The organism is Streptococcus sanguinis (assembly GCF_019928825.1).
Lineage (GTDB): Bacteria > Bacillota > Bacilli > Lactobacillales > Streptococcaceae > Streptococcus > Streptococcus sanguinis_L.
Genome location: NZ_JAHZOP010000004.1, coordinates 352,791 through 376,120, shown reverse-complemented (window position 1 = coordinate 376,120; position 23,330 = coordinate 352,791). Strand labels below are relative to the sequence as shown.

21 protein-coding genes are annotated in these 23,330 nt (G+C 43.3%); 1 reads left to right on the top strand and 20 read right to left on the bottom strand.

The features are described 5' to 3' along the window. Positions 1 to 10: 10 nt before the first annotated feature. From K1J09_RS09855 to K1J09_RS09805, 11 genes are all read right to left on the bottom strand, one after another. A complete protein-coding gene (locus K1J09_RS09855; RefSeq protein WP_223324004.1) occupies positions 11 to 751 on the bottom strand; it encodes an acyl-[acyl-carrier-protein] thioesterase in 741 nt (246 codons plus the stop codon). A 3-nt stretch (positions 752 to 754) separates the two neighbouring features. Further along, a complete protein-coding gene (gene hemW, locus K1J09_RS09850; RefSeq protein ID WP_223324003.1) occupies positions 755 to 1,885 on the bottom strand; it encodes a radical SAM family heme chaperone HemW in 1,131 nt (376 codons plus the stop codon). A 137-nt stretch (positions 1,886 to 2,022) separates the two neighbouring features. After that, positions 2,023 to 2,826, bottom strand: coding sequence for a pyrroline-5-carboxylate reductase (gene proC / locus K1J09_RS09845; protein ID WP_223324015.1), 804 nt, complete (start codon positions 2,824 to 2,826; stop codon positions 2,023 to 2,025). 2 nt (positions 2,827 to 2,828) lie between these two features. Beyond that, entirely contained in the window at positions 2,829 to 4,091 is a 1,263-nt protein-coding gene (locus tag K1J09_RS09840; protein ID WP_223324002.1) for a glutamate-5-semialdehyde dehydrogenase, read from the bottom strand. 21 nt (positions 4,092 to 4,112) lie between these two features. After that, a complete protein-coding gene (gene proB, locus K1J09_RS09835) occupies positions 4,113 to 5,222 on the bottom strand; it encodes a glutamate 5-kinase (protein WP_223324001.1) in 1,110 nt (369 codons plus the stop codon). A gap of 115 nt (positions 5,223 to 5,337) precedes the next feature. Continuing rightward, the gene (locus tag K1J09_RS09830; RefSeq protein ID WP_223324000.1) at positions 5,338 to 6,234 is read right to left on the bottom strand and encodes an RluA family pseudouridine synthase; all 897 of its coding nucleotides are present in this window, start codon (positions 6,232 to 6,234) and stop codon (positions 5,338 to 5,340) included. Next, positions 6,218 to 6,685 (bottom strand): signal peptidase II, encoded by a 468-nt coding sequence (gene lspA / locus K1J09_RS09825; protein ID WP_125330946.1) that lies wholly within the window; start codon positions 6,683 to 6,685, stop codon positions 6,218 to 6,220. Before lspA ends, K1J09_RS09830 begins: the two co-directional genes overlap by 17 nt. Positions 6,686 to 6,688: 3 nt before the next feature. Next, the gene (locus tag K1J09_RS09820) at positions 6,689 to 7,591 is read right to left on the bottom strand and encodes a LysR family transcriptional regulator (RefSeq protein WP_032908183.1); all 903 of its coding nucleotides are present in this window, start codon (positions 7,589 to 7,591) and stop codon (positions 6,689 to 6,691) included. 119 nt (positions 7,592 to 7,710) lie between these two features. Continuing rightward, positions 7,711 to 8,568, bottom strand: a complete 858-nt coding sequence (locus K1J09_RS09815; protein WP_223323999.1) for a GNAT family N-acetyltransferase — start codon at positions 8,566 to 8,568, stop codon at positions 7,711 to 7,713. Positions 8,569 to 8,680: 112 nt separating this feature from the next. After that, the gene (locus K1J09_RS09810; protein WP_223323998.1) at positions 8,681 to 10,642 is read right to left on the bottom strand and encodes a peptide ABC transporter substrate-binding protein; all 1,962 of its coding nucleotides are present in this window, start codon (positions 10,640 to 10,642) and stop codon (positions 8,681 to 8,683) included. Positions 10,643 to 10,927: 285 nt separating this feature from the next. Then, a complete protein-coding gene (locus K1J09_RS09805) occupies positions 10,928 to 13,729 on the bottom strand; it encodes a glycoside hydrolase family 3 protein (RefSeq protein WP_223323997.1) in 2,802 nt (933 codons plus the stop codon). A 236-nt stretch (positions 13,730 to 13,965) separates the two neighbouring features. On the opposite strand from K1J09_RS09805, the gene K1J09_RS09800 reads away from it, so the two are divergent. Next, positions 13,966 to 14,706 carry a hypothetical protein gene (locus K1J09_RS09800; protein ID WP_125330952.1) on the top strand — a complete coding sequence of 247 codons (741 nt, stop codon included), beginning with the start codon at positions 13,966 to 13,968 and terminating at the stop codon, positions 14,704 to 14,706. A 94-nt stretch (positions 14,707 to 14,800) separates the two neighbouring features. On the opposite strand, the gene K1J09_RS09795 is transcribed toward K1J09_RS09800, so the two are convergent. The 9 genes from K1J09_RS09795 to K1J09_RS09755 all read right to left on the bottom strand — a co-directional run bounded on the left by K1J09_RS09795 (position 14,801) and on the right by K1J09_RS09755 (position 23,315). Next, entirely contained in the window at positions 14,801 to 16,156 is a 1,356-nt protein-coding gene (locus tag K1J09_RS09795) for a vWA domain-containing protein (RefSeq protein ID WP_125330953.1), read from the bottom strand. Between the two features lie 250 nt (positions 16,157 to 16,406). After that, on the bottom strand, positions 16,407 to 16,700 hold the full coding sequence (gene rpmA, locus K1J09_RS09790; RefSeq protein WP_002895619.1) for a 50S ribosomal protein L27: 294 nt from the start codon (positions 16,698 to 16,700) through the stop codon (positions 16,407 to 16,409). 16 nt (positions 16,701 to 16,716) lie between these two features. Then, positions 16,717 to 17,061: a ribosomal-processing cysteine protease Prp gene (locus K1J09_RS09785; RefSeq protein WP_002930300.1), complete on the bottom strand. Its 345-nt coding sequence runs from the start codon at positions 17,059 to 17,061 to the stop codon at positions 16,717 to 16,719. A gap of 15 nt (positions 17,062 to 17,076) precedes the next feature. Beyond that, on the bottom strand, positions 17,077 to 17,391 hold the full coding sequence (rplU, locus tag K1J09_RS09780; RefSeq protein ID WP_002904398.1) for a 50S ribosomal protein L21: 315 nt from the start codon (positions 17,389 to 17,391) through the stop codon (positions 17,077 to 17,079). Positions 17,392 to 17,706: 315 nt separating this feature from the next. Then, entirely contained in the window at positions 17,707 to 18,195 is a 489-nt protein-coding gene (locus K1J09_RS09775) for a hypothetical protein (protein ID WP_223323996.1), read from the bottom strand. Positions 18,196 to 18,401: 206 nt separating this feature from the next. Next, positions 18,402 to 18,923: a methyltransferase family protein gene (locus tag K1J09_RS09770; protein ID WP_125330954.1), complete on the bottom strand. Its 522-nt coding sequence runs from the start codon at positions 18,921 to 18,923 to the stop codon at positions 18,402 to 18,404. Between the two features lie 21 nt (positions 18,924 to 18,944). Next, entirely contained in the window at positions 18,945 to 20,159 is a 1,215-nt protein-coding gene (gene thiI, locus K1J09_RS09765) for a tRNA uracil 4-sulfurtransferase ThiI (RefSeq protein WP_125330955.1), read from the bottom strand. 3 nt (positions 20,160 to 20,162) lie between these two features. Continuing rightward, positions 20,163 to 21,305 carry a cysteine desulfurase family protein gene (locus K1J09_RS09760; protein WP_223323995.1) on the bottom strand — a complete coding sequence of 381 codons (1,143 nt, stop codon included), beginning with the start codon at positions 21,303 to 21,305 and terminating at the stop codon, positions 20,163 to 20,165. Between the two features lie 99 nt (positions 21,306 to 21,404). Continuing rightward, positions 21,405 to 23,315, bottom strand: coding sequence for a fructose-1,6-bisphosphatase (locus tag K1J09_RS09755; protein WP_223323994.1), 1,911 nt, complete (start codon positions 23,313 to 23,315; stop codon positions 21,405 to 21,407). Positions 23,316 to 23,330: the final 15 nt, after the last annotated feature.

Sequence of the window (23,330 nt, the reverse complement as noted above, 5' to 3'; positions counted from 1 at the left end):
TCTACTCTTCCTAATTCTCTTGTTTAAACTCTTGCCAGGTCACTAAAGCCTGGGCATTGACTTCACCATCACTAGAAATCTGGTGATTGCTCTGCAGACCTTCTAGGTCATAGCTAGAAGCAATCATGCCGCCCGGTCGAACTTCCTTGACATACTTGAGATGGACTTTCTTGGGAATGTGCTGGGTGAGGAAGTCTGCGCCCATGACCTCAAAGATCCAGTCCAGATACTTGCTGTTGTTGACATGTCCGTTCATATCCAAGTCGTAAAAACGCACATGGTAGTCCTTGCTGACAGGATTTTCCAAGTCTGGATACTTAGGACCGCGCAGTAATTTCTTGGAAAAATCAGACTGGTAAGGTGCCACAATCTCTGGATCTACCGGACGAACCTTACGGCTATCCCGGTCCATGAGAACAAAGGTCGCCATCATCTGAATAATGGCCTGACCTGCTTCATCAAAGATTGTGAAGCGTCGGTAGCAAAAGAGCCGATTGTAGGTCAAAGCTTCCGTCTCGATGGTAATTTCCTCTGCAAATCGTGGCAGACGTTTCACATCAATATCATAGTCCGTGATAATCCAGACTAGGTTATGCTGCTCCAGCATATCCTTGTCACTGACACCAAGCTCAATCGACTGCATCCCCGATACCTGCAAGGACAGCAGGATGACATCAGGAAGCTTGATATGGCCATTCATATCTGCCATATCAAAAGGAATTTTCATTTTCATTTGATAAGTTAAGCCCATGATTTACTCCAATATAAATTTCTCAGCAACCGTATCGCCCAAAAAGAGACCCTGTTTGGTCATACGCACGATGTCTCTGTCCGGCACTAGCAAGCCCTGCTCAGTCAGATCAGACACAACAGCTCCGTACTGGTCTTCAAAGGAAATACCGAATTTTTCTTCAAAACGTTTTTTAGAAACACCAGATTTCTTGCGCAGTCCCAGAAACATTTCTTCTTCCATCTTTTCTTTCAGCGTCAGCATTTCTTCCTGCACACGGGCATTACCCGCTTCCACTGCCTGCAGATAATGGCGAATAGGCCCGTGGTTTTTATAGCGAACACCATCGACATAGCCAGACGCTCCCGCTCCAATACCATAATACTCCGCATTGTCCCAGTACATGAGATTGTGACGGCTCTCAAAGCCTGGCTTGGAAAAGTTTGAAATCTCATAATGCTCGAAGCCGGCCTTTCCCAGCTCAGCTATAATGTAGTCAAACATCTCCGCTTCCAAATCTTCCTTAGGCAGAGGCAGCTTTCCTCGCCGCATCCGATTCATAAAGACCGTATGATTTTCCAAAATCAAGCTGTACAAACTCATGTGGGGAATGTCTAGGGCAATGGCCTTGGCTACATTGGTTTTCACATCTTCCATGGTCTGCTTGGGCAGGGCATAAATCAGGTCAATCGAGATATTATCAAAACCCGCTTTTTTGAGATTGGCAATATTATCATAAATGTCATTTTCCAAGTGACTGCGACCAATTTGCTTAAGCATGCGGTCATTGAAAGTCTGTACACCCAGCGAAACACGATTGACAGGCGAGTCTTTAAGTACAGCAATCTTCTCCTTGTCCAAATCCCCAGGATTGGCTTCAATGGTCAGCTCTTCTAGATAGGATAAATCAAGCTTTTCCGTTAGCTTTTCCAGCAAAAAGGCTAATTGAGGCGCAGATAGAGCAGTCGGAGTCCCACCACCGATATAAAGGGTACGGAGCTTTTGGATATCATAAGAGTCATACTCCTCAATCAAATGCTCCAGATAACTATCTACCGGCTGATTTTTAATAAAAACCTTGGAAAAATCGCAGTAATAACAAATCTGAGTACAAAAAGGAATGTGCACATAAGCAGAAGTCGGTTTGGTTTGCATAGTACTTATTATACCACAGTTTTAAAGAGAGGACTTATTTGATTATCAAACAAAGAAAAAAGAGTGATCCTGTAAAGACAAAAATTGTCCTCGCAAGTCACACCCTTTCTATAATCTAAAAAAATTGAAGATCTAAATCAATTATTCCCCAACTCCTGCGTCCTCTTGTAGGCAGCTTGAACGGCATCCATGACCGTTCCTCGAAAGGCATTTTCTTCCAGGCTGGCTACCCCAGCGATGGTCGAACCAGCCGGACTGCAGACCTGGTCTTTAAGTTGAGCCGGATGTTGCCCGCTGACCCGACTTAGCTTGGCAGCACCTAAGAGAGTTTGATTGGCCAGTTCAAGTGATATATCGCGACTGAGTCCTGCCCGCACCCCAGCGTCCGCTAAGGCCTCTATAAAGAGATAGACGAAAGCTGGTCCACAACCAGCAAGAGCTGTCGCTGCATCCAACTGTTTTTCCTCTAGTTTGACTAAAAGGCCAGCCGAAGACAGAAGCTCACGCAACAAGTCTTCGTCTGCTTGATTTGCCCGCTGAGATAAGTTATAGGTAATAACACCCTCACCTACAGCTACTGGTGTATTAGGCATGATCCGAATCCAACGATGGTGGCCAGGTGTAAATTTTTCTAATAGCTCTAAGGTTAGACCAGCAGCCATTGAAACCAACAAAATAGACTCCCGTTTTTCTAGAACTTCCTGATATTCAGTTAGCAAGTCAGCAAATTGAGCTGGTTTGATACCCAGAAAAATCACCTCTGCCTGAGCAAAAACTTCTGCATTGGTTGCTGGCTGCCCACCAACTTCCGCAGCAATTTTTTCAGCCTTGTCACGACTGCGATTAGCCAGGAGTAATTCGCTTCTAAATCTTTCATCTTGGGCAACTAGACGAGCGAGACTGCCGCCCATATTTCCCAGACCGATAAATCCAATTTTCATCATTATTTCCTCACTTGACCAGTCCCTTGGATGACGTACTTATAACTGGTCAGCTCTTTCAGCCCCATAGGGCCTCTGGCATGCAGTTTTTGAGTAGAAATCCCCATTTCACAACCAAGGCCAAATTGACCGCCATCTGTAAAGCGGGTTGAAGCATTGACATAAACTGCTGCGCTATCCACCTGCTCTGTGAAGTAAGCTGCCGCTGCATCATTCTCCGTCACAATGGCATCCGAGTGATGGGTGCTGTGGGCTTCAATATGCTCCACCGCTTCTTCCAGCGAGGAAACTAACTTGACCGCTAAGATATAGTCCAAAAATTCGGTATCAAAATCTTCTGGTTTAGCTTGCGAACCCGAGATATACTGAGCTGCTTTCTCATCCAAACGTAATTCAACAGCTTTTTCTTGCGCAACATCACAATCTGTCACCAGCATCTTCTGCAAACGTGGTAAAAATTCATCTGCAATCGCTTCGTGAACCAGCAGTACCTCCATGGCATTGCAGACAGAAGGGCGACTGGTCTTGGCATTCTCAATAATCGCCAAAGCCTTATCTTGATCAGCATCCTTATCTATATAGACATGGACGATTCCAGTACCTGTCTCAATAACCGGCACAGTCGCATTCTCTACGACCGCCTGAATCAGTCCCGCGCCACCACGAGGAATGAGCAAATCCAGATAGCCCTTAGCCTTCATCATAGCCTGGGCGGAAGCCCGACTGGTATCAGAAACCAACTGGATACAATCCGGCGAAATCTCTGTCTGAGCCAAGCCGGTTTTCAGAGCTGTGACAATAGCTAGCGCAGTCTGATAGGCATCCTTGCCGCTTCTGAGTACGACTGCACTGCCACTCTTTAAAGCCAGTGCAGCAGCGTCAGAGGTGACATTAGGCCGGCTTTCGTAGATAATCCCAATCACGCCCATGGCCACCCGCTTTTTACTGATGACAAGGCCGTTATCAAGCTCGGTCCTTTCCAAGATTTGCCCTACGGGATCCTCTAAGTCAATCAGCTGACGAATACCCTCTGCCATGGCAGCAATGCGTTCCTCATCCAGATAGAGGCGATCCAGCATCACATCTGAAATCTTACCTTTAGATATAGTCATATCCAATTCATTGGCTGCTAAAATATCCGCACGAGAAAGCCAGAGCTGCTTTGCCATTTCTTCCAAAGCATGGTTTTTCTCAGCCGTTGTGGCCGTATTAATCGTCTTCTTGACTTTCTGAACCTTTTCAAAAATCGCTTGTGTTGAGGTCATCGCTTCTCCTTTCCTTGTTTTCTAAAATTCTGCAAATAAATCATTCAACTCCGGTGTCAGAGAAATCCAATCATCCCGATGAATGACGACTCCTTTAGGTTTATTGGACTTGAGCATATCTTTAAGAGCTGACTTGCCAAAACGCACGCGCCCTTTACCAAGAATAGATCCGCTGCCTTCTTCATAAACTGTCACCGTATCCTGATAGGCAAAGCTCCCCGATACAGATACAAGACCGGATACCAACAAACTTTTTCCATTGTTTCTGAGAGCGTCGGCTGCTCCTTGGTCTACATAGATTTCCCCTTGACTTTTAGCATAGAAAGCCAGCCATTGCTTCTGCGTTTTTAGCCCTTTTTCCTGGGCCAAAAAGAGACTGCCATCCTTCGTTTCCTGCGCAGCTTCCAGCAGAGCGTCAGTCTTGAGCGAGGAGCAGATATAGACTGGAACACCAGACATGGTTGCCAGCGTTGCAGCCTTAATCTTTGTCAGCATGCCGCCAGTTCCATTGCTCGTTCCTGCACCGCCTGCCATATCAATCAGCTCAGAGCTAATCTTCTCAATCTTTTCAAGTCTGTGGGCATCAGGATTGGTAGAAGGATTAGCTGTGTACAGTCCATCTACATCTGTCAAGAGTACCAAGAGGTCCGCCTGAACCATAGCTGCCACCTGCGCACTCAGTGTATCATTATCCCCGACCTTGAGCTCCTCAATGGCCACCGAGTCATTTTCATTGATGATGGGAATAGCGCCACGATTCAGTAAGACAGATAAGGCCTGATGGGCATTCTTATAACGCCGCTTGTCTGCAAAATCATCCTGAGTCAAAAGAATCTGAGCAGAAATGATTTGCTTTAAAAGAAGATTGGTTGTATATTCCTCCAAAAGCAACCCCTGTCCAACCGCAGCTGATGCCTGTTTATCCGCCACCTTGGTTGGTCTCTTTTTAAAGCCCAGAGAAGAAAAACCTGCCGCAATAGCTCCTGATGAAACCAAGATCAACTCATGTCCCGCCTCGTGCAAGAGAGCCAACTGCCGAGTAATTTCCTTTACCTTGGCGCGCGACAGACTGCCATCTGCGTTGGTTAATGACGAAGTCCCCACCTTAAATACGATTCGCTTTGCTTTCATTTCCTTTTCCTTCACTGCTAGATTTTCTTATTATACCACGATTTGCGGAAAATAAAAACGACCGCGATTGAAGCGGTCAAAGGAAAATTTGTATTTTAACAATGAACAGACCTACCTATTCTTGTCGCAACTTTTCTAAGGTTTCTTGGAAAATGGCTGGCACTTCAGCTGTAAATTCCAGCACTTCACCAGTTCGAGGATGGGTGAAGCCCAACGTTCGTGCGTGCAGAAATTGGCCATGTCCTTTTAAGGTCTTACGCGGTCCATAGACCTCGTCGCCAGCTACAGGATGTCCGATGTAGGCCATGTGGACACGGATCTGATGAGTCCGTCCCGTTTCCAGTTGAAGCTCAACCAAGCTATAGTCACCAAAACGTTCCAAGACTTGGAAGCGCGTCAGAGCTGGCTTGCCTTTTGCTGTCACAGCCTGCTTCTTGCGGTCTTTTTCACTGCGGCCAATCGGTGCTTCAATCACTCCACGGTCATTAGGCAGATTTCCATGAACAATAGCCCAATACTTGCGAAGGGATTTTTTGTCCTTGAGTTCATCAGCCAGAGTCACATGAGCTTGGTCATTCTTAGCAATCATGAGAAGCCCAGAAGTGTCCTTATCAATCCGATGGACAATCCCCGGTCGGAGTACTCCGTTGATGCCAGAGAGGTCCTTGATGTGGTACATAAGGGCATTGACTAGCGTACCGCTAGTATGGCCTGCCGAAGGATGGACGACCATTCCCTGCGGTTTATTGACGACTGCCACATCCTCATCTTGATAGACGATTTCTAGCGGAATATCCTCTGCCACATATTCGACTACTTCTGGTTCAGGCAATTCATAGGTGATGACATCACCTTCTTTGACAGAGTATTTAGCTTTTTGGGCTTGTCCATTGACCAAAATCCGGCCGTCCTTAATCTGCTCATTAGCCAAACTCCGCGATAGGTCTGTCAGCTCTGCCACCGCCTTGTCCAATCGCTGACCAGCTACTGAAGCCTCAATTCTTACTTCCATCTTTTTCTTCCTTCAAAATCATCAGCAGTAAAATAGCTACACCAAAGGTCAGATACATATCTGCCACATTGAAAATAGCAAAATTGATAAAATCAAACTGAAACATATCCACGACAAAACCTTGACGTATCCGGTCAATAAAGTTCCCCAAACCGCCAGCAATCACCAAGGTCAGCCCGGCCAGCATCCACTTTGAAGCATGTAGATGCTTGATGAGATAATAAACAGCTCCGCCGATGACCAAAAATGTCACCAAAGTAAAGAGCCATTGCTGATTTTCCAGCATAGAGAAGGCTGCGCCTGTATTCTGAAGATAGGTCAGACTCACCAGATGCGGAATGAAACTCTTGACTTGCCCCAGCTTAAAATCGCTGATAATATATAACTTGACCAGCTGGTCCACAGCAATAAGAACCAAGACAGCAAACGGAATAATAATTTTTCTTTTCATACTTTATTTTTTCTGTGCAAAATACTCTTTCATAACTGATACAAAGTCTTCTCCGACCTGAGTCAACTCCACATCTTCACGCTTGACATAGACCATATGGTTGTCCAAGTTGTCACGAAGCTTGATGACAGTAATACCATTTACACTGTTGCTGTCCAAAAAGCCAGATCCAGTCGCATAAGCATCAGTTCGCTCCAAAATCCCATTCAAAGTCGCCCGGTCCGTCACATTAAACATCTGTGAGCTGGCACTGGTATCGACAAAATTCTCTGAATAATAGAGATACTCGTCCTTTTCTTGAGTGAAGCGAACAGTCGGCAAAGCAGCCAAATCTTCCATGACCAACTCCTTCTTCTGAGTCAGAGGATGATCTTCCCGCAGGTAAATGTGGGTCTGAAAAGGAATGAGCTCAATTACTTCCAAGCCCAGCTTTTCCACCCGCTGCATAATGCCCTTGGTATTCTGGTTATTGAGGTAGATAATGCCGATTTCACTGTGGCCTTGCGCGACTTCGTCCAGAATCTGCACGGTTGTTGACTCAAAAATTCGGAAGTTCTTATACTCTGGATAGGTCTGAGAAAATTGAGTAATCAAAGGCGGCAGAAAGTCATAGTGCTGGCTGGCAATAGAAAACTCATCCCGCTCCTCTTCAGGATTAGCATATTGATTTTGAAAAACATCAAAACCCTTGACCAAATCTTGAGCTTTCTCGTAAAACTCCATTCCTCGGCGAGTCAGAAAAGTCCCACTGCTGGTCCGACGAAAAATCTTGAAGCCCAGCTCTTTTTCCAAATCACGGACAGAGATAGACAAACTAGGCTGGCTGACATACATTTTTTCCGCTGCTTCTCGAAAGGTCCCACTATTAGCAATAGCGACTACATAACGCAATTGTTGAATATTCATAACATTTTCCTTCTTTACATATCGTCTCATTATACCATAAACCAAGGCAGAACAAAAGAAACCAGCTGTAAGAAGCCGGTTTCTACTTTTAAGTTAATGAGTAATCTGAGAAAAATTTGCTATTTTTCTTTTAGATAGACAACCTCTGTCATCTCTTTGAAGCCTAGCTTTTTATAGAGTTTCAAAGCTCGAGTATTCTGCTTTTCTACGACAATCTGAAACTCCTGTCCATTACGCTCGTTCAAATCCTGCATACTTGCAAGCAAGAGATAGCTTCCTAGCCCCTGCCCCTGAAAGTCTTGATCAACCGCCAAGCCAAAGAAATAATTGGTACCAAAATCCGTATCAACCGACACAGAAGCCACAACTCTACCATCTTTCTTCAAGATATAAAGCAGACTGGAGCCACTGTTCATGGATTCTTGGGCGTATTTCAAGGTAACATCTAGCGGTGTCTCAAAGACTTGGGACTGAAAGGCTGCAATCTCTTCTGCCAAGTCCAAACTTCCCTGCAAGACCTCTATCCCTTCTCTCTTTTCCAGAGGAAAAGTTTGAGCAGGCTGTGCCAGCCAGATTTCTGCTTCATCCGCTTGGTAATCAAATCTCCGAACAAAATCGGGATGACCGTTCAAAAATACCAGCTCTGCTACATACTCAAGCTCGGTCAAATCATACTTATCACCTACTTTTAAAAAAGCAGCCAGAAGCTGATTAGCCATACCCTGACGGCGATACGTCGGCAGAACATAGAGAGAAACCTCTGCTTGACCAGGTTCGTCCGCATAGACTGATAAAAATCCGATGGTTCGGCCATCCATCTCAGCTAAGAAAAAGGCTGGCATTTCAGGAACTGCATTATAATTATTATCCAGATAGGGCAGCCGATAGCCTCCATCTACCTTATTACACTCTTGAACTAATTCAAATAATTCCTGCTTTTCTTTCTCAGGTAATGCACTATAAATACTTATCTGCATCTGTCTCACTTCTTTCCAGTCTTTCTTTCTATTCTACCACGAATAGCCCGACCAAGCCATTCAAAAAGGGGCTGGAAAAATCCAGCCCCAATCTCGCTAAGTTAATCGTTTTTTATTTTTCAACGTGGTCTGCAAGTTCTTCCTGGGCTTTTTTATTTGCCGCAGTAGCTTCTTCTTTCCATTTTTTCTTAGCTGCTTCGTATTTTTTGGTTGTTACTACATCCTTCTGAAGCTGGGTCAGCTTGAAGTTGTATGCTGAACCTTTGACACCAACTGGTGAGTAGGCCTTTGTAAATGGCACTGATTTAGTAACCGACGGCGTTGCTCCTTGTGAAACAGTCGGGATAATCAAGCCGCTATCTAGCAACCAAGCTTCCGCTTCTGCATACTTTTCGTAACGCAGTTGCACATCATTGGTTTCTGCATTGGCTTCTTCCAGCATCTTAGTATATGTATCCAAGCCTAGCTCTTTTATCTTATCATTGTCTTGACCTGGTTCAAATCCAAAGTTTTGCAAGCTTCCACCGTTCTTGATATTGAGAGTATCAAGGTAGGTAGATGGGTCTTGATAGTCACCAGTCCAGCCACCAGTAGACATATCATAGTCTTTCTGAGCAGCAGAGTTAGCAAAATAAGTGATATTATTAAGATCGTCTGTGCTCATCTTTTGCAGGTCAATGACGACATTTTCTGCTCCAAGAGCTGATTCGATAGACTGTTTGGTTGAGCTAGCCCATTGAACGCCAATCGTGCTAGACTGATCCACTGGCATATCTAAGTGAATCGGGAATTCAACTCCCTTAGCCTGCAAGGCTTGCTTCGCTTCTGCAAATTTCGCCTTAGCCTTTTCAGGATTGTAGTAAGGGTCTTGAGCGTCAGAGAGGTCAATTCCTTGCCATTGGCTGCCATAGTTGACTAATTTTTCTCCAACAACAGTTCCAAAATCCTTGTCGCCAATTTGAACAAAGCTAGGTGGTACTAAGGTATTTCTCAAGACCTTAGTCGCTCCGTCTTCACCATTTCCTTGCGCACCATAAGATGTACGGTCAAAGGCAAAGTTAATAGCCTGACGGAAGTCCTTGTTCATGATTGCTTCGTTGGTAGCAGATTTTTGAGCGTCTGTTGTTTTAGAAGTATGATTGTAAGACTGACGGTTGTAGTTGAAATTATAGTAATAAGAAGTAGAATCTTGCGGGCTGTATACGATATTGTCCGCATATTTCTTCTTGACTGAAGCAAAGCCTGAGCTATTCGGATAGAGACGAGCTGTGCTGTAAACGCCATCGCTGAAGTTACGGATCAGTGCTTCCTGATCATTTCCATCGTAGTAGGTCAGCTTGATACTATCCAGAGTGACATTGTCTTTGTCATAGTAATTTGGGTTTTTGACAAATTCCATCACAGACTTGGAAGTCAGAGACTTGAGCAAGTAAGGACCATTATAGAGGATGCTAGATGGCTTGACTGAGCCAAAGTTGCTTCCTTCTGCTTTCAGAAACTCTTCATTGACTGGGAAAAGAATCGTACTGGTCGTTTTAGAGTTCCAGTAAGGCTCAGGGCGAGCCAGAGTGTATTGCAGAGTGTGGTCATCAATAGCCTTAACACCAACATTGTCGAAATTCTTATCTTCACCCTTGATATAAGCATCCAAGCCCTTCACAGAGTCCTGAACTAGATAAATAGCTTCTGAATTTTCATCCGCTGCATACTTCAAGCCAGTCACAAAGTCCTGGGCTTTTACTTCTGCATATTCTTCACCATCGGATGTGTACCATTTAGCATCATCACGCAGCTTATAAGTATAGGTCAGACCATCCTTAGAAACTGTCCATGACTTGGCGATTGAGGGAACTAGATTCCCGTACTTGTCATTTTCAAAAAGTCCATCGACCAGGTTGGAAATGACATCACCTGTCGTTGCACGGTTTGTAGCAAGATAGTTCAAGCTGTCAGGGTCTGAACTATAAACGTAAGTATAATTATTTGTGCTAGATGAGGACTGGCTACAAGCCGTCAGCAATAGCCCGGCACTCAGTGCAACTCCAGTCGCAATAAGCCACTTTGATGCTTTCATGGATAGAACCTCCTTCGATGTTATATTTTATAACATGAACTATTATACCAAAAAACGTATAAAAAGTAAATAGTAAACCGATGACAGTTGAGTAAAATATCTAAGGGCGGGTGCTTTTAGCAAGCTCACAAAGCTTTCCATTACTGCATATCTGCAAATTTCTAAATAAAAAAGGAAGAATCCGCTTTTACTGCAAAGTTGTCTCGGATTCTTCCTTTTTGTTATTTTATCAAGAATGACTAGAACTGTTAGAAGTTTAACAATGCTTGCTCGTTCTTTTATTTCTTAGAGTTTTCGGCATGATAAGCTATACAGATAGACAACTCCAAACAAGAACAAGACACCCAGCAAGACTAAGAACAAACTTCTGCTGTCTCCTGTTTTAGGAAGCTGACTTACCAGCGGAGCCTGCTGACTTAGTTTCCGACGAGGACTTACAGGTTCAACAGAACGCAAATTCAACTGCGGAGGATTTTGTTGACCTGGAGCCATGATGCTCTGCCTAGCTGCAGTAATCTGAACAAGCTCCTTGTGATAATCTTCTCCCATGCTGAATTCTCTGTCTTGACTGTCAATCAATGTTAGAGACACAACTGGACTGAACTGACCTTCTACTAAGCCTTTCAAGCCAATCTCAACCGGATTAGTATCATTGGCTTTTTTAGAAATCAGAACAGTATCACCAGAGATGGTATAGTCTGGACTAGGGAGAATGCTGAAATGTTGAGTATCCATCTTAAGAGCAAGACGATAGTCATTTTTCTCTAGACCATTTAATCCACTCAGGGTAACCGTAGCTGTAAAAGGCTGATCTAGCTGAGCTGATGTAGGAACATTGACTGTGATATCCTTAACTGGATCGGTATAAAAGAGGCCGTGTCCGATAGGATAGGCAACCTCTGTCTCAGACATGATACCATCCTTGATACGTGGTACATTCACTGGTAGCGTTCCAACATGTTTTTGACCGTTGAAAATCACTTCCACTCCAGCCGGGATATTAGGACCGAAAGCATTGTCCGGCTTCAGAGACTCAGTTGGATCCATACCCTTGTTTCCATAAACCGCTACTATAGCCTTGGCATTAGGATAATTCGCTACATCATAAGGTTTGGAAATGCTCATGACAGCTGCTTGCCTTCCACTTGCATTTGCATAGTCCACGACTTCTGTCGGAACCCTTGTCAGCCAGAAATCGCTAGCCAGTTGAGATTGACGACCAATTTCAGAGATTAGGACAAGGTGAGTAGCCTGGTCAATCTTTCCTTTCAAATCTTCCAACTTGGTTGTCTTGCTGTAGTTCAGCGCTTCGTATGTGACACCTGCCGGAATCACTCCGTCAGCTATCAAACGCTTGACACCCAACTCTAGTCCAGGCACTTCATCGTCATAGGCTGCTAACAGCAAAATTCTGTCGCCAGATTTGACCTTAAAGGGCAGAACAGTATCATCGTTTTTAACTACCGTTACTGCACTAGCAGCGATTTTTCTCTCGGTATCTCTGTTTAACTCTGAGCCAACAGTTGCTTCAGCCTTGGCTTGGGTTCGCTCAGATGGGTCAAAGTCTAAAACACCCCGTTTTTCTTTTAGATTCAAGATTCGCGTCACTGACTCATCCAATCTGCTGACTGGAATATCGCCTCTCTGAACCGCCTGCTCAATATCACTGATAATCTTATCAATCTTGGCCAAATCACTCTTGCTGCGTAAGACAGTTGGCATCAGAACTACATCCACACCTGACTTAATAGCCATGATAGCCGCTTCAGATTCTCCGAAGTTTTTGGCAATCGCATCCATGCCCATAGCATCAGATACTACCACTCCCTTGTAGCCGAACTTTTTACGAACAATGCCGGTAATAATGTCATCTGACAAGGTGGCAGGGATATAAATGGTTTCCCCAGTTTGCTTAGATATAACCGTGTCTTTTTCGATCTGAGGATATTGAATATGAGCTGTCATCAGCATATCAGCGTTTTTGTCAATGGCAGCCTTGAAAGGCAGCAACTCCAGAGCTTCAAGCTCAGCATATGACTTATCTACCAGAGGCAGACCAGTGTGAGAATCCACCGCCGTATCACCATGCCCAGGAAAATGCTTAGCCGCTACTGCGACATTGTATTTCTGAATCCCCTCCATCATAGCCGTTCCCAAACGAGCAACAACCTTAGGATCTGAAGAGAAGGAACGCAAACCAATAACTGGATTCTGCGGATTATTATTTGTATCAAAAACCGGAGCAAAGTTGACATTCAAACCTAGAGCCGATAGTTCCCGTCCGATAATTTGACCTGCTTGATTAGCCAATTCTGGATCTCGCGTCGCTCCGACTGCCATGTTGCCAGGAAGAGCTGTCCCGCTGCCCAAACGATAGACGATACCACCTTCTTGGTCTATAGCGAGCAAGAGCGGCAGCTTGCCATTATTAGCTTGGTTGCTAATAGCTGCTTGCTGCAGAGCCTGAGTCAAGGCTAAGGTTTGAGCAGTTCCCTTCACATTCTCAGCAAAGAGAATGACACCACCAAAGTCGTATTTATCAACCGCTTCTGCCACTTCTTTATTAAGCTCCGTCATATCGGACTGGGCGGCTTGGCCCTCTTGCTGCCATTTTCTGAAGTCCGGCATCAACATCTGTGTAATCTTCTGACGAACTGTCATATCCGCCACAAGCTCCTGTACTCTCTTAGAAGCCGAAGGTGCATCACTCGCCGCCTGACCTTGCGCCTGATTGGCACCTGAAGAAACTTCTGTAGCCTGGGCAGTCGCTGGCTTGGCAGAAGCTTCTACCAATTTACCCGCGTTTGCAGCTTGACTTGAATCATCTGCTTCAGTAGTTGCGACTGACGGAGCATCAGAGACCGGCAGAGCTTTTGCAGCAATCTGACCATCATGACTTGGCGTGCCCCTAACCCCTGCACTACTATCAGAAGAGTCCGTTACAACTGCAGCACTTGCTTGCTCAGACTGGTTAGCAGATTCAGGCGACTGATTAGCCGTATCTGCTTTTATGGCTCCCAATGGCCAAAAAACTAGCAATGACAAGGCAAGTACCAATAGCAATTTATACCTTTTCATCATAGGCATTCTCCTTTCATCCCTATAATAATAGCACAAAAAATTATGTTTGTAAACGTTTACATATTATCTGATTCTTGTTTGTTTTTATCACCAATTAGTAATATAATCTCTATAAAAATGAAATAATATTACAATATTATAGAAATGTTACAGAGGTATAATTTTATAGAAACAACATAACCTAACTGTTAAAAATGAGATTCTTTAATCTTATACTAACAGTTGCATAGAAAGGATTTGCTATGAGACAAGAAAAGAACACTAAAGCAATGTTCAACCGACACTACTTGCTGGGTCTTTCACTCGCTTCTGCTGCGACTTTGGCAGCTGCTTTGATTTCCACCGGAACAGTCCAAGCGGAGAACAAGTCAATCCCAGACTGGGCTTCTAGGCGTGAAGTTGGTATTTACGATCCTAGTGTACCCGACATTGAGGACGACCCTACTATCTTTGATGATTCTGAACCTATCAAAGTTCCGGAAGCACCTAAGCGTGAGTTCCCTGGCGCTTTTTATGATGAGTCTGGTGAAAGAATTGAAAATAGAATCGTTCTTCACGAGGGTAAATACTACAGGGCGGACCGCTATGGTAATACATACAAAGTTCAAGATGACCCAGCTGAACAAATTCCGACGAATCTAAAAAAATCTTTCTATACCAGCCCAACTGGGAAGACGTATTATTTCGACGAAAAAGGACGAAGGGTCATCAATACTTACACTATTGATGGCAAACTATACTTCTTTGATTCTAACGGAGAAATGGTTAAAAACAGATTTGTTAGTTACTCTGAATATACTTATTACTTTGGTGAAGATGGAACAGCTTATGAAAACGGTCTTTTTAAGATTGGCAAGTATTACTATTACTTTGGTGAGTATGGTGAACTTTATAGGGAAACTATTGTCAACTACAAAGGAAAGACCTATTATGCAAATTGGTATGGCGTTGTCAATATAAAAGACGAAGAAGTTACACCATAATGAAAAACACCAGAAATGAGAACGTGTGTCTTCGTTTCTGGTGTTTGTTTTATTCAAAACCCCTCTAATGGGAAATTCATTTTTTAGCAGATGGTTATTGTTCTTCTGATTTTCTTACACTAATACCTAGCCCCAATCCAGTCAGAAGCAAACCAAGCCCCACAACACTATAGACTGCCTTTTCGCTACTTCCTGTTTTAGGAAGAGACTGTTCAGATTTGGCCAAAAGTGTTGGTGCTTGAACATGATAGACGGTAGATGTAGGCATTGTAGTACGACGTTCAAGATAGAATTGATAACTATCTTTTATGATTTTATAGTAACGAGCTTCATTGACACTTTCAACAATCCATGAAGTGGTTCCTTTTGTTAGAGCATCAGCTAGGTTATTTTCGATATCAAGCACTCTGCCTTCTGTTGCAAAATTTTTGTAAATTCCCTCAATCGCTTTTACCGTTGCTACGGTTCTTTCTATACCAGCAGCCTTCAAAGCCGCAAGTGTATCAGCAACCGTTGGAATTGAAGGGTCTTCTTTCATTTCAGCATCTGTTAATAAAACGACGAATTTCTTATTTTTAGATGACTTAGACCAATCATAGGTCGAAATAATCTGGTTCAGGGCAGGAGTTGGTGTTTCTGGAGTATCTCCTCCACTCGCTATACGAATCGCAGCTAACGCTTTTTCGAGCTCAGCCGGATCAGTTGTAAAATAAGATGACCCAAACCGTGTTAGAACCGTATCTTCATCTTTGCTGCCAGAATTACGGCCGTAAACTTCATCACTAAATGTTGCCAAGCCAAAACGTGCTGTAATCCCCTCTTTAGTAATATTTCGTACAAATTCATTAATATTTGCACGAACAATATCAATTGTGCCACCCATGGATCCTGAACGGTCGACAACAAATACAATATCAGCTGAACCAGCTTTTGTCACAGTTGGTGGCGTTGAGGTGTAGGTAATAGTTGTAGTCTTATCTACTCGCTCATACTGCGTATAGGGATTTCCATTTTCATCTGTGCCAGATAAAGTATTTTCAGTACGTCTAGTTATTGGCTCTGGCGCCTTATCAACCTTTGCCGGAGCCACTTCTGTCTTTGTAACATCAACAGTCGACATTTCTACACGGACTGTTTGATTGCCTTCTTGACTTTCTTTGACATCAACAGGTGATACATTTTTTGAGACATCGATCAAATCTCCTGGTTTCGCTGTAGATTCTTCAACAACAGGTTTCGTCGTATCAGCAGCAATTTCAGCACCAGCAGCTTCAATCGGAGAGCTTACTGCTTCAGTTTTTGCTATACCGCTTGATGAAGGTGGTGTACCAACCTGGTCTGCAAAAACATGCGAAGCTTGTGAAAAGGCAAATAGAAGAGTTGCTGATGCTAATCCAACTTTTAATTTATATAATGAAAAGCCTGGAAGTTTAAATGATTCTTTTTCCATAATTTCTCCTTATCTTTTTAGATTTAGAAACATGATTGCATCTATTTTATATAGAATAACATAAAAAAATAGGAACTGCAAGCGATTTCAAATTTTTATTAGTCTAAAAATTAAAATTTTAGAATATTATCAGAGTTTATATGCTAAAATTGATGAGCAACATCATGAATTATTAAATAAATGCTTTATCGTGCCGTCTCTAATAAGAAATCCCCATGCTCAATATCCGAGCATGGGGATTTCTTATTAATTATTTAGCGATTGGGTAAACAGAAACTTGTTTCTTATCGCGTCCTTTGCGCTCAAAGCGTACTACGCCTTCAACTTTTGCGAACAAAGTATCATCTCCGCCGCGTCCAACGTTGACACCTGCATGGATGTGAGTGCCGCGTTGACGGTAAAGGATAGAACCACCTGTTACGGTTTGACCGTCAGCTGCTTTAGCTCCCAGACGTTTTGCTTGTGAATCACGTCCGTTAGATGTGGAACCTCCACCTTTTTTGTGGGCGAATAGTTGCAAGTTAGCAAGATTCATTTTTAACATAATGTTTTCCTCCGTGTTAGTTTTCTGTGATAACTCTGGTTTGGACGAACTCAGATGAGTCCTCCGATAAGTTTGCCATTCCTAGGAAAAATGATTCAAAGAAAAGCTGAGTCATCTCTCTCTGGCTCGGTGCAATATCTGTCGGGATTTCAACCCGTAAGAATCCACCTTCATCTTCGTTTAATTCTAAGGTCGGTTCGTAGCCTGCGAATTTCTCAACTGAATTGACAAAATTAATGGCGAGCGTCGAAACGGACGCACACACGACATCATAGCCGTATTCGCCACTCGCGGCGTGACCTGTGATTTCTGCACGCCTCAGTTCGCCATCTTCGGCTCTTTCAAAGACTGCGTGTATCATTTAATCTCCTTAAAATTAAGCGTTGATAGCGTTGATGACAACTTTTGTATATGGTTGACGGTGACCTTGTTTACGATGGCTACCTTTTTTAGGTTTGTACTTGTAAGTAACAACCTTCTTTTGCTTGCCTTGTTTTTCAACAGTTCCGACAACAGAAGCTCCAGCAACAAGCGGAGTTCCGACAACAGTGTTTTCACCACCAACAAGAACAACTTCGTCAAAAGTAACATCTTGACCAGCTTCAGCGTTTAACTTTTCAACGTAGATTGCTTGACCAACTTCAACTTTAACTTGTTTTCCGCCAGTTTTAATGATTGCGTATGTGCTCATTATGCACCTCCTATGATTTTTAGGGTTTCCCCGGATTTTGTGAAGACTCGCCTAGCATCGTGGGACGAACCACTTAAGAGAAAAGCTCTAAGTATAACAAAGAATAAACTAGGAATTGAGCCGAAGGCATAACTTGTGTTAGGCAAGGCGATAATGACGAAGTTTAAATTTGTTATACGACGAGCAACGATGTTCGTGCGGTTGCACAGGAATGTGCATAGTCAACTCTATAAGTATAGCACTTCTGCAGCTCTTTAGCAAGCTTTTTCATCTCATGAAAACGGATTTTCAAGGATTATCTTTAGATTTTGTTCACTAATGAACTAGGACTACTTCACCCTTGCTATTTAAATGAACGGGAATATTTGTTGGCGTTTCAAGATTTTCTTTTAAAAATTCTGCCTCATACTGTGTGGCATCGGAAATGTTCACTTTACGAGTCCCTTCTTTTGTTTCAACTATGAAGATAAGATTACTGAATATCTTTCTTCCATACTTACCAGTCGTAGTATGTATATCTATATCGATTAAGCGAACAATATCAGGGTGCACGTTTTGTTCTTTGAAATATTCATAAACATATAGAGCTTCTATAGGTCTATGAACTTCATAAAAAACAAGAACAAGAATCGTAATTGGTAAACCAAAACCAAGAACTAATACAGATTTAACTGGGTTCTTTTGATATTCTTTGCTAATAAGAGCTTTCCAAGAACCTGCTTTTAATTTAGCAATATTTAAACCATAAAAAACAAGGAAAGTAATCAATACGGCTAACAAAGAATGTGAGAAGACACCTAACAAATATGATTCCCCTGGCACCTCTCTTAACAAAGCATTGTCATAGCCGTCTTTCTAAGAAAATGATTGAAGCAAGCCTCTCGAAAAATAATCCCAATATCCCATCTCAAACTCCATCTAGTATTAATTTTGTTACAAATCAGATAAATATTATTTTCTATTGTTATCTGCTAACTGCTTTACTAAATAATTATTAGTTCAAAAAAATTCTAAATATAACGCCGTACCCTATCTTGATAGTCTTGATAAGCTTTCCCAAATCTTTCAAGACACCAGCGCTCCTCAGAGAGGATAATCCAGTGGGCCGCAGCCTGAAAAGTCACTAAAATCAGAAAGAAAATCATTGATTTGGTCAAAAAAGCTATTCCCAAAAAACAAAGAAAGTAAGCTATATACATGGGATTACGGGAATAGCGATAAAGGCCCTCTGTATTCATGCCGTTTGCATCTGGTCTAGTGAAATCCCTCATACTGATAGCACACAAAGCCAAACCAAGCAGGTAGATAGCCACTCCAGCATAGAAGAAAACAGAAAAATCAAACTTGATTTCAAGCAAAACAGGAGTTATGAACAAGGCTAGATTGCTCAATTGATAAATCATATAAGCTATCTTTTCCTTTCCTTGTACTGGTGCAAAATAAGCTGCGCGTGACAAAGCGTTTTTGCCGAAATGACCTAATAAAGGAAAACGAATCAGCAGAAAAGGAATTAAGAGAAAAACAGCAAGCATAAACGTCACCTTCTCTCACTTTTACAAGAGCCCTTCAATCAACTCATCCACTTCGTCGATCTCAGCTTCTGGTCTGATTTCTGTAATCATAATTCCTGCTACAGCACGTTCTACCAAACCTTCAACATCTAGGCGAGTTTCGTACTTCTCAGCATTCTTGATTTTCGGATTGGTTTTAGGCCGGTCTGGCGCAAAAATGGTACAGCAGTCTTCAAATGGCTGTATAGAGATTTGGAAAGTATCAATTTTCTCTGCAATCTCAATTATTTCCAGCTTGTCCATCGTCACAACAGGACGGATAACCGGTGTATTGGTCACGGCATTGATAGCCTGCATACTCTCAATGGTTTGACTGGCCACCTGACCAAGACTTTCTCCGTTGATAATGACTTGAGCGCCTCGCTCCTCTCGAATCCGGTCCGTAATCCGCATCATAAAGCGACGAGTCAGTGTCATCAGGTAGGCTTCTGGAGCCTTGGCCTTGATTTCCTCCTGAATCTCTGTAAAAGGCACTTCGATAAACTGGATGTTGCCACCGAACTTGGTCAATTTTCGCGTCAAATCTTGAGCTTTTTTCAACGCACCTGGACTGGTGTAAGGCGGACTGGCAAAGTGAACCGCCTCGATATCTACACCGCGCTTGAGAGCAAGATAGCCAGCCACCGGTGAGTCAATCCCACCTGAGAGCATGAGCATACCCTTACCTGAAGTACCAACTGGCAAACCTCCGGCACCTCGAATGGTCTCATAGGAGATATAGGCTGCTTCTTCGCGAATCTCAACGCGCAGTTCAATATCTGGCGCTTTCATTTTGACCTGAACATTTGGAATGGCCATAAAAACAGCGTCTCCCAGAGTTTGGTTAAGCTCGCGGCTATCTAACTCAAAGCTATGGTCACTGCGCTTGCTGGTAATCTTAAATGTCATCCCTTCCTGATAGACTTGCTTCATGATGGTTTGAACAGCTTCAATCAAGGCTGGTACAGACTTTTTAACCCTATAAGATGGTGAGAAATTCTGAATCCCAAAAATCTGCTTGAGTGATTCAGCGACCGGCTGATAATCGGTCCCTTGCAGATAGATATGAGTGCGGTCACGGTCGGCCTTGACATGGACCTGCGGATAGATTGATAAGACTGATTGGATATTGCGTTTGAGTTTGTTGATAAAGCGCATGCGGTTCTTGCCCTTGGTTGAGAGTTCACCGTAGCGTACCATAATTTCTGAATAATGCATTTTTTACCTTACTTTTCTTGTTTTTTCGTAAATAATTTTAAAGTTTGTCAAAAACTGCTCCATCTGACTCATATCGTTGTCAAGATCCAAACTGATACGGACAGCTGTCTGAGCGAGCGATTTTTCTACTCCCATGGCGATTAAGGTTCCTGCCGGCTTTCCAACCTTAGAAGAGCAGGCACTGGTAGTCGAGATATAAATCTCGTAGTCTTCAAAAGCATGGACTATAACTTCCCCACGAACCCCCTTGATACCAAAGGTTAGTATATGTGGCGCGAAATCTTCTATGTCTGAGAAAATTACCACATCTGGATACTTCTGCAACTCTTCAAGGAGAATCTTCTTCATCTGAGCCGTCCGCTGGGCAGATACTTCTTGCTTTTCCATAGACAGCCTCAGAGCCTTGGCCGTCGCTGCAATACCAGCTAAATTTTCTGTCGTTGAGCGCTTGTCCGCCTCCTGGCCGCCACCGGTCAAGAGGGGACTGATTTTCTTGCCAGACTTGATATAGACAAATCCTACACCCCGAAGACCGTGAAATTTATGACTGGAAAATGTCGCAAAATCCACGCGATCCGTCAGATAAGCAGCTGTTGGAATCTTCGTAACAGCCTGTACAGCGTCCACATGAAAGGAAATAGTCGGTTTGTTTGCTAGCAGTTCGGATATCTTCTGAATGGGCTGGATACTGCCAATTTCATTATTGACAGCCATGATGGAGACCAGAGTAGTGTCTGGTCGAATCAACTCTGCTAACTTGTCTACATTGACAAAACCTGCCTTATCCACTGGGGCAAAATCTATTTCAAACCCTTGGTTCTGCAACCAGAGGGCTGATTCTTTGACCGCGGGATGCTCAATGTTGGATACGATGATGTGTTTTCCAAAAGGAATCTTATCAAAAGCAACTCCTTTAAGCACCCAGTTGTCCCCTTCTGTTCCTCCGGACGTAAAAAAAATCTCCGAAGAAGACTTGCCTAAAAGCTCTGCTATTTGCCTGCGTGAAGCTTCTAAGAGACGGGTTGCCTGACTGCCTAAACTGTGCAGACTGGATGGATTGCCCCAGATTTTAGAAGCGACCTCTGTGTAAGCGGCCAAAGCCTCAGGATAAGGCTTGGTTGTCGCTGAATTATCTAAATAAATCATGTTCTTTCCTCTAAATTTCAATACTCCTATTGTAACACGAAAGAGAAGCTGGAACAAGAAAGAAAAGCCCTAAATTCTGCTAGAACTTAGGACTAAAAATCATCGGTCATAAAACTCATGCAGCAAGCCAAAGAGTTCCTGTTGTTGAGCTAACAAGCTCTGACCTATGGTAGTAGATTTGATGAGGGTTCGTTCCTCTACATTTTCAATCACCTTTTTCAGAGAGGTCTGAGCAAAAGGAGATTCCACAACTTTTTGAGCATTTTGGAAAGGTTGATGGGTCACCAGCTGGAAGCCATAGGAATTATTGAGCAGTGAATAGCCGGCCGTTCCAGTTTTCTTCTGATAGGCCTCACACAAACCTCCATCAATAACGAAGAGCAAACCACCACCTCGAATAGGAGATTCTCCCTTGCCCGTCTTAACTGGAGTATGACCGTTGACCATCCTAGACTCTTGAGAAAAGAGACCAAATTCTTCCAAAATCAGCTGACAGACTTTCTCAGAATTACGATAAGAAAAATAAGAATTTTCCACTTCCTTGTGGGTGCCCTTATCTTCAATGAAATAACGCTCCAAGGTAGTCATCTTTTCTTTGCCAAACAGGGGTGATAGCTTACCTTTCCAGCAATACCAAATCAAGTCAGTCGACAAATCATCACCCACTTCCTTGTTCTTGGCCGACTGTCGAATATGATACTCAAAGAAATCCAGCAATTCCTTGCCTGAATAATGGGCTTGATTGAGAATGAAAGGCTGGAATTCTCCTGACGGCTCCAGAGGAATGCAGCCGTGAAAAAGCAAGTGATGGTTGTAAATCTTATACATAGAGCCCTTGTTCATCAGAAGACTCATATGCTCAGCCATCTTAAGAGAATTTTGGAATGAGGCCATCATACTGTCTACAGCTTGATTTTCTTCTGGTGTCAAAGCTGACGGATTTTCCGGATTGATAGTTTGGAAGCAGGTGTTAACCAGGGGATGCTTGGTATCGTCAATCGTAACACTTTCTTCCCAATAATCAATCTTGTCCAGCATCACATGGTCCTGCATCTGGAATTCAGGCCGCCGTTTGATTAGTTGATTTTCCAGCTTGAACTGGATAATCGCTAAGGCTTGGTGAACCTTTTCCAGTTGCAGAATTTCCTCATCTGAAAACTCCTGCTCTCTAGCACCAAGAATAGGCCTAAACTTGGGATTAGACTGGTAAGTCTTGTCCGCAAAAAGAGTCAAGGAGCGCAGGTTTAAACCATAATCTTTCTCGATATCCCAGAGATAGCCATAGCGAGCTGCAATGCGCAGCACATTGAGCAAGCAAGCCTTGGAACCAAAAAAGGCTCCCATCCAGATAATGTCGTGATTACCCCACTGAATATCAAGAGAGTGAAAATGCTGCAGTTCATCCATGACCTGAGCACTGCTAGCTCCTCGGTCAAAAATATCTCCAACCACATGCAGATGGTCAATCAACAACTGCCGAATACTTCGGGCTAAGCCTAAGATAAAAGGCACCGCTTCCCGCAATTCAATCACATAAGTCAAGATATTCTCAAAATAGGATTTTTTATCAGCCAAAGCCCTGTCACTATAGAGGAGCTCCTCGATAATATAGGCATACTGGGGCGGCAAGGCTTTCCTGACCTTGGAGCGACTGTATTTCGCACCTGCAAAAGCCAGCAAGTTCAAGAGCTGTGGAATAGTTTCCTGATACCAGTCTTGACCTTTAGTTTCTTCCCCCAGCACAAGCTCAGGATAGGAAACCAGCGCTGACAGCCGATCCTTATGAGCTTCTGACAAGCTGTCCCCAAAACAGTCCTTAATTTTCTCATTGAGGATACCTGCACAGCTTCTCAAAATATAGTCAAAAGCAGCAAACTCCCCGTGAATGTCACTGATATACAGCTCCGTACCTTTGGGCAAGTTTAAAATTGCCTCCAGGTTGGTCAGCTCTGTAATGACCTTCTGCCGACTATCAAATTCTTTCAGTAAAATACGCTTATATTGCTCCATCTTCAGCCCTCACTC

Excerpts from the sequence above, each read along its gene's own strand:
- K1J09_RS09820 (WP_032908183.1), bottom strand. The coding sequence starts at position 7,591 with ATGAATATTCAACAATTGCGTTATGTAGTCGCTATTGCTAATAGTGGG.
- proC (WP_223324015.1), bottom strand. The coding sequence starts at position 2,826 with ATGAAAATTGGATTTATCGGTCTGGGAAATATGGGCGGCAGTCTCGCT.
- hemW (WP_223324003.1), bottom strand. The coding sequence starts at position 1,885 with ATGCAAACCAAACCGACTTCTGCTTATGTGCACATTCCTTTTTGTACT.
- K1J09_RS09815 (WP_223323999.1), bottom strand. The coding sequence starts at position 8,568 with ATGCAGATAAGTATTTATAGTGCATTACCTGAGAAAGAAAAGCAGGAA.
- rplU (WP_002904398.1), bottom strand. The coding sequence starts at position 17,391 with ATGAGCACATACGCAATCATTAAAACTGGCGGAAAACAAGTTAAAGTT.
- proB (WP_223324001.1), bottom strand. The coding sequence starts at position 5,222 with ATGAAAGCAAAGCGAATCGTATTTAAGGTGGGGACTTCGTCATTAACC.
- thiI (WP_125330955.1), bottom strand. The coding sequence starts at position 20,159 with ATGCATTATTCAGAAATTATGGTACGCTACGGTGAACTCTCAACCAAG.
- K1J09_RS09755 (WP_223323994.1), bottom strand. The coding sequence starts at position 23,315 with ATGGAGCAATATAAGCGTATTTTACTGAAAGAATTTGATAGTCGGCAG.
- K1J09_RS09810 (WP_223323998.1), bottom strand. The coding sequence starts at position 10,642 with ATGAAAGCATCAAAGTGGCTTATTGCGACTGGAGTTGCACTGAGTGCC.
- K1J09_RS09840 (WP_223324002.1), bottom strand. The coding sequence starts at position 4,091 with ATGACCTCAACACAAGCGATTTTTGAAAAGGTTCAGAAAGTCAAGAAG.
- K1J09_RS09770 (WP_125330954.1), bottom strand. The coding sequence starts at position 18,923 with ATGCTTGCTGTTTTTCTCTTAATTCCTTTTCTGCTGATTCGTTTTCCT.
- rpmA (WP_002895619.1), bottom strand. The coding sequence starts at position 16,700 with ATGTTAAAAATGAATCTTGCTAACTTGCAACTATTCGCCCACAAAAAA.
- K1J09_RS09800 (WP_125330952.1), top strand. The coding sequence starts at position 13,966 with ATGAGACAAGAAAAGAACACTAAAGCAATGTTCAACCGACACTACTTG.
- lspA (WP_125330946.1), bottom strand. The coding sequence starts at position 6,685 with ATGAAAAGAAAAATTATTATTCCGTTTGCTGTCTTGGTTCTTATTGCT.
- K1J09_RS09855 (WP_223324004.1), bottom strand. The coding sequence starts at position 751 with ATGGGCTTAACTTATCAAATGAAAATGAAAATTCCTTTTGATATGGCA.
- K1J09_RS09805 (WP_223323997.1), bottom strand. The coding sequence starts at position 13,729 with ATGCCTATGATGAAAAGGTATAAATTGCTATTGGTACTTGCCTTGTCA.
- K1J09_RS09760 (WP_223323995.1), bottom strand. The coding sequence starts at position 21,305 with ATGATTTATTTAGATAATTCAGCGACAACCAAGCCTTATCCTGAGGCT.
- K1J09_RS09795 (WP_125330953.1), bottom strand. The coding sequence starts at position 16,156 with ATGGAAAAAGAATCATTTAAACTTCCAGGCTTTTCATTATATAAATTA.
- K1J09_RS09785 (WP_002930300.1), bottom strand. The coding sequence starts at position 17,061 with ATGATACACGCAGTCTTTGAAAGAGCCGAAGATGGCGAACTGAGGCGT.
- K1J09_RS09830 (WP_223324000.1), bottom strand. The coding sequence starts at position 6,234 with ATGGAAGTAAGAATTGAGGCTTCAGTAGCTGGTCAGCGATTGGACAAG.